We start from the raw sequence: 4,476 nt of genomic DNA, 5'->3' as shown, positions 1-4,476 counted from the left end.
ATCATTTGAGTCAAAATCCAAGGTCTATAAATCTTCTGGAGAGGGTTTGCTGGCATTACTTGTACTATTAGGCGTACCAACGGTCGTGATTTTTATAATCGCAAATAGTAATAGTAGTTCTTCAAGTCGTCGTTCTTCAAGCCGTCGTTCTTCGAGTAGTAGTTACACGGGCGGCATTTACACAGGCGGTGACTACAGTGGTGGCGACAGTGGCGGTGGCTACAGTGGTGGTAGCGATTGCGGTGGTGGTAGTTTTGGTGGCGGTGACAGTGGCGGTGGTGGCGCTGGCGGTGATTTCTAATCTGATATTGGACAGCGAAATATCACACTACGAATTTCAGGGAATAGGGAATGGGGAAGGGGGAATAGGAATTCACCAAAACATCTGTAGAGAATTTTAGGGGCAGGTTTAAGAATAAAAAAAATATCTCGGATGTTTGACACCGTTCACCTCTTACACCCTTCAAGCACAAAATAATTGTATGTAGGGTGGGTGAGAGTTTATAAACATTGAAATACTTATGTTATTGTTTGTTGCTATTGCTCACCTAAAGATTATTTTCAAGCAAAATTAATCAGTATCAGGGTTTTAAGCAATTTTTATTGGATAATAAAACCATGAAATTTTCAAGCCAGCAACACCTAATTGTGGCAAGCCTATTTTGTCTAGCACTTTGCCTATTTCCTTATCTGAGTTATGCCTTAAGTGTACAGGATATCCCCAATCCGCAACAAGTCAATGGCACTTGGGTGACGGATATGGCAAATATTCTCAGTGATTCGACAGAAACTAAACTTAATCAAATGATTAGTGAATTAGAGTCCAAAAACGGTACAGAAATTGCTGTAGTTACTGTGCCAGAAACAACGCCATCATCTTCCCCAAAAGCGTTTACAACAGAGCTATTTAATCATTGGGGAATTGGCAAAGCCGATGAAGATAATGGTGTACTATTTTTGGTTTCAGTCGGTGATCGTCGCGTTGAAATTGAAACCGGTTACGGGATTGAGCCAATTTTACCGGATGCTAAAGTTGGTAACATCATTGAGAATCAGATTACACCACGATTCAAAGAAGGCGATTTTAATGGTGGTGTCTTGGCAGGAACAAACGCACTGGTGAGTGTTTTGTACAGTAGCGGTACTCATGCTATATACCCAGTTGATACTATAAGTCTGCCTCAGCGAGGTGCTATTTTACTAATTAATATATGTGCTATTTTGTTGTCATGGTTTGAATACCACCAGTTCAAGAAAATTAGTACTCCAATTTTGCTCAAACCCATGGGGCGATCGCGCCTCCATGGCGTCAGTGATCCTAAGCAGAGAGCTTATCTAATCGCCTATATTGGTATAGTTTTGGCTACGTTGTCTCTGGGACTATTACTGGTAGTCATTTCTCCTAAAGTCTTTGGTCTAAAGGTTGCAATTGGCTGGTTAATTTTTAGTGTAATTATTGGCTTTCCGATTGCCATCTTATTAACAAACAAATATTACGTTCCACCATCTTGGCGTTGTAGCGATTGCGGTTTACCCTTAAAAAAAGTGCGACCAAGCTTGGTTCCCTCTTTCCTCACCAAACCCGAAAAAGTGGCTCGAAATTTAGGCAGCGTGAAATTTGAAGGTTGGGAATGTCGTCCCTGTAGTCAGAAGATGCGGTTGCCGTTAATGCATATCCGGGCTTATGTGGTTGATTCTCGTTCTTACATACAATGCCCAATATGTCAAGAATTAACAATGAAACACAGTGAAACAACAATTACATCTCCGACTGAATATAGCACAGGTGAACGTCGCATTATCGATGACTGCAAATGTTGTGATTATTACACAGAGAAGACAGAAACCATCCCAAGTTTGACTTCTACTTCAGACAGCAGTTCAAGTAACAGCAGCTCAAGTGACAGCAGTTCTAGCAGTAGTAGCGATTTTGGTGGCGGTGATAGTGGCGGCGGTGGTGCAGGTGGAGATTGGTAATTTTATGAAATTGTTGATTGAAATGGGAGCAAGTCATGAATAAATTAAACAAGGGAATACCTGAAAAAATTGTTCCCGAGGTTCTGGAAATAGCCTCGCGAAATTATGCCAACCACAGCCAAACTTATTCCGCCTCCGAACTCATACAAGCTGGTTCAGAAGCCCAGATTCCAGCGGAATTTATTCAACAGGCAATTCAAGAGGTTCAGACGCAACAAAAACGGCGACAACAGCAGCGGAAAGTCCTGGCTATAGTTGGTGCCAGTATTCTGGCTATTAGTGGGATTTGGAGTATCTGGACATATAACTCATTTTCTCGCCGTGCTTCCCAGGTTGAGGCTCAATGGGCGCAGGTTGAAAATCAACTTCAACGACGGGCTGATTTGATTCCGAATCTGGTTAGAGTCACTCAAGCTTACACCGAACACGAAAAAGAAATCGTGTCTTTTTTGCAGCAATCTCGTCAGGCTTATTTACAAGCTGATACCCCAAAAGAAAAAGCGGCGGCTGTCGAACAAGTAAATGAAGCGATTAACTATTTCCAAGACTATGTTGCCAATAATCCTCAACTACAATCGAGTCAATTATTCACTAACCTTCAGTATGAAATAGCCGGGACAGAAAATCGTCTTGCTGTAGAACGGATGCGTTATAATCAGGCGGTACAATGGTACAATCAAACAATTCAGCAATTTCCTAACTCGGTTTTGGCAAATGGATTGGGGTTTGAAACGCAGCCCTTTTTCCAGGCGACAACCACTGAACCTTAACAAGGGCGATTCTCACGCCTAACCTGATTTGTCTGATAAATTAGGGGATAGGGAGGGCGGGTTTTGCCTGTTCAATTATCACACCCTAGAAAGATTAATTCCTAAACCCGCCCCTACAGGGATGGGAATTTTGTGTCTGATATCAATAACGTCTCTTGCTTTAAATGTTGAATTATTTATTATTGCCGATATAGAACGAGTATGTTATGGTGTTGGTTGATTTGAGCTGAATAGCACTGACGTAAGCGTTTTATAAATCGATGTAATACATCTATAGATTTACGGTCAGCGCTAAAGTGTTTATGGAGAAGACGGCGCAACTACAAGCGCAACTATGAACGCACCTAGCTTATGTCAGTAATATTCGCCTTTATTGCGTGAGTTTATCGCCTTCATGCTATCCTCAAATTACGACCACTTATTTAATACGATTGAAGAGTTAGTGCTGCATCATTCTCCGAGTGGTGCAGAACGAGAAATTGATCAACTGCTAATCAATCGATTGCATGGTTTAGGCGTTGAATCGTGGCAGGATCGCGCCGGGAATATTATTGCTAAAATACCGGGTCAAACCTCTGAGCGCTCAATTGCGATTACCGCCCATAAAGATGAAATTGGCGGTATTGTTAAATCTATAGACGAACAGGGACGGGTGCAAGTCCGCAAACTCGGCGGCTCGTTTCCTTGGGTTTATGGTGAAGGGGTTGTCGATTTATTAGGTGATAATCAAACCCTGAGTGGTATTCTGTCCTTTGGGTCACGTCACGTTTCTCATGAATCTCCCCAAAAAGCGCAACAGGAAACCGCCCCAGTGCGTTGGGAAGAGGTTTGGGTGGAAACTAAATGTACTTTAGCTGAACTTGTCGCAGCCGGGGTGCGATCGGGAACCCGCATGGTTGTGGGTAAACACCGCAAACGACCCATACGCCTCAAGGATTACATTGCTAGTTATACCTTAGATAACAAAGCCTCTGTCGCAATTCTTTTGAGCCTAGCAGAACAAGTAAAAACTCCAGTTGTGGATACTTATTTAGTGGCGTCGGCGAAGGAAGAAGTTGGCGCAATTGGCGCGTTGTATTTCAGCCAAAATCACTCTCTCGATGCCTTAATTGCCCTAGAAATCTGCCCTCTGTCCTCAGAATACGCGATCGCAGATGGGGAAGCACCCGTGCTGTTGTCTCAGGATGGCTACGGGATTTACGATGAAGGGCTCAACTGGGAACTGCGACAGGCGGCGAATGGGATTGGTGTTCCCTTACAGCTTGCCACGATTAGTGGGTTTGGTAGTGATGCGTCTATTGCCATGAAATTTGGTCATGTTGCTCGCGCCGCCTGCTTGAGTTTCCCGACGCAAAACACCCACGGCTATGAGGTGGCTCATTTGGGCGCGATCGCTAACTGCATTTCTTTGCTTGATACGTACTGCCAGACTCAGTTTGAGTGATTATCACAACAGGACGACGGGAAACGACTCCATTTATTAAGATACAGTTAAGATAAAATTGTAACAGTGAAGATTGTGTAAATATAGGTAGTATAGGCTTCTTGTAAGCAAGTTGTTCTGTATACTAGATAGAAAGCGAAGGACGTGAAGTACCCCAACTTGCTTCGCTGAAGTTGGGGCTTCCAACTCAAGTAGGCAAGGACGGTTTTATTCGTCTTCGGAGTTTCCCGTCTCATCCGCCGATGCCTCCAAAAGTTACCTCTCATTGGTCTTACTCAGCGTCCA

4 protein-coding genes are annotated in these 4,476 nt (G+C 43.4%); all 4 read left to right on the top strand.

The genetic code is table 11. The features are described from left to right. On the top strand, positions 1-301 hold a 301-nt coding region (locus RIM23_RS27435), incomplete at its 5' end, for a hypothetical protein (protein WP_446371208.1). Positions 302-618: 317 nt separating this feature from the next. Further along, complete coding sequence (locus RIM23_RS27430; protein WP_446371206.1) at positions 619-1,977, top strand: TPM domain-containing protein; 1,359 nt, start codon at positions 619-621, stop codon at positions 1,975-1,977. Between the two features lie 35 nt (positions 1,978-2,012). Beyond that, complete coding sequence (locus RIM23_RS27425) at positions 2,013-2,747, top strand: LemA family protein (protein WP_446371204.1); 735 nt, start codon at positions 2,013-2,015, stop codon at positions 2,745-2,747. A 394-nt stretch (positions 2,748-3,141) separates the two neighbouring features. Next, on the top strand, positions 3,142-4,191 hold the full coding sequence (locus tag RIM23_RS27420; RefSeq protein WP_446371202.1) for a M42 family metallopeptidase: 1,050 nt from the start codon (positions 3,142-3,144) through the stop codon (positions 4,189-4,191). The last annotated feature ends 285 nt before the right edge of the window (positions 4,192-4,476 follow it).

Source organism: Coleofasciculus sp. G3-WIS-01 (assembly GCF_040223135.1).
In the GTDB taxonomy this organism is placed as follows: domain Bacteria; phylum Cyanobacteriota; class Cyanobacteriia; order Cyanobacteriales; family Coleofasciculaceae; genus Coleofasciculus.
This window is presented reverse-complemented; position numbering and strand designations above follow the sequence as displayed.

Bases quoted from the DNA above. Each gene is read 5' to 3' on its own strand.
- RIM23_RS27430 (WP_446371206.1), top strand. From the start codon at position 619: ATGAAATTTTCAAGCCAGCAACACCTAATTGTGGCAAGCCTATTTTGT.
- RIM23_RS27425 (WP_446371204.1), top strand. From the start codon at position 2,013: ATGAATAAATTAAACAAGGGAATACCTGAAAAAATTGTTCCCGAGGTT.
- RIM23_RS27420 (WP_446371202.1), top strand. From the start codon at position 3,142: ATGCTATCCTCAAATTACGACCACTTATTTAATACGATTGAAGAGTTA.